This window comes from Kutzneria sp. 744, from assembly GCF_000568255.1.
In the GTDB taxonomy this organism is placed as follows: Bacteria; Actinomycetota; Actinomycetes; order Mycobacteriales; family Pseudonocardiaceae; genus Kutzneria.
Genome location: NZ_KK037166.1, coordinates 4,711,184 through 4,712,694, shown reverse-complemented (window position 1 = coordinate 4,712,694; position 1,511 = coordinate 4,711,184). Strand labels below are relative to the sequence as shown.

General features: G+C 72.0%; 1 protein-coding gene. It reads right to left on the bottom strand.

Annotated features, from left to right (window positions below; genetic code table 11):
• Positions 1-248: 248 nt before the first annotated feature.
• Positions 249-1,511 (bottom strand): ABC1 kinase family protein (locus tag KUTG_RS20920; protein WP_043718932.1); only part of this gene is annotated, 1,263 nt, incomplete at its 5' end.

The window sequence follows — 1,511 nt, the reverse complement described above, 5'->3', positions numbered from 1 at the left end:
CCGGCACCGGCCGACGATGGCGGAGCCGGAGACACCGCTGGCCCGCAGTTCGGCGGCCCGGACCACACCGTCGGGCATGGTGTGCGCGAGCGACGCCAGGTCGGGCGGCGAGGTGTGGGTCATGACCTCGATGGTCCGGCCGGGGCCGCCGCGGCGGAATACCGATTTGATTTCTGTGGACAACTCGCCGCCAGGTGGCCCGATCGGTTTCCAGGGCTGTGGACAACCCTGGGGACGCGCAGGTCAGGTCAGTCGGCGAAGCCGGGCTGCCACCGCGACACGATCGCCCGCGCCGGCACCTCGGCCCCGAGCTGGCACAGGATGCCGGTCGCGCCCATGGTCACCCGGTGGATGAGCAGGTACTGCGGCGGCAGGTTGAGCGAACGCCCGGTGCGGAAGTCCTGCCCGCGCAGGTCGCCGATGCGCTCGGCCTGCTTCTGCAGCCATTTGCGGGTGAACGTGAAGCGCTCGGTCCGCAGCGGCTCGACGAACGGCCCGAGGTAGGCGACGACGTCGTCCGGCTCGACCTCGCTGTCCGGCCGCACGAAGTGCTCGACCCGCAGCAGCTCCAACAGCTCCTCGGAACGGTGCTCCAGCGACAGCCGGGTCATCAGGCCCAGGGTGCGCGGCAGGCCGTCGGGCAGCCGGGCGGCCGCGCCGAAGTCGATCACGCACAGCCGGCCGTCCGGCATCAGCATGAAGTTGCCGGGGTGCGGGTCGGCGTGCAGCAGCCCGGTCCTGGCCGGCGACGAGAAGTGGAACTCCGACAGCAGCGTGCCGGCGTGGTCGCGGGTCTCCTGCTCGCCGTCACGGATGATCGACGCCAGCGGCGTGCCGGTCACCCACTCGGAGACGACCACCATCGGTGCGCTGGCCACGACCCTGGGCACCAGCACGTGCTCGTCGCCGTCGAAGGCTTTGGCGAAGGCGCGCTGGTGGGCGGCCTCGGTCCGGTAGTCCAGCTCCTCGACCATGCGCTCGCGCAGCTCGGCCAGCAGCGGCTTGATCTCGGCCCCGGGCACCAGGGCCTGGAACAGCCGGCTGAACCGCTGGAGCTGCTTCAGGTCGGACAGCAGCGCCTCGTCCGCGCCCGGGTACTGCACCTTGACGGCGACCTCGCGGCCGTCGTGCCAGATCGCCCGGTGCACCTGGCCGATGCTGGCCGCGGCCGCCGGAACGTCGTCGAACTCCTGGAACCGCTTGCTCCACGAGGCGCCGAGCTGCTCGGCCAGCACGCGGTGCACGCTGCGCGTCTCCAGCGGCGGCGCGGCGGCCTGGAGCTTGGTCAGGGCGTCTCGGTAGGGCGCGGCGAGCTCGTCCGGCACGGCCGCCTCGAACACGCTCAGCGCCTGGCCGAACTTCATCGCGCCGCCCTTGAGCTGCCCGAGCACCGCGAACAGCTGCTCGGCCGTCTTGGCGTTGAGCTGTGAGCTGACCTCCTCGGCGCTCTGGCCGATCAGCCGCTTGCCCCAGCCGCCGACCACCCGACCGGCTACCCCGATCGGGAGACT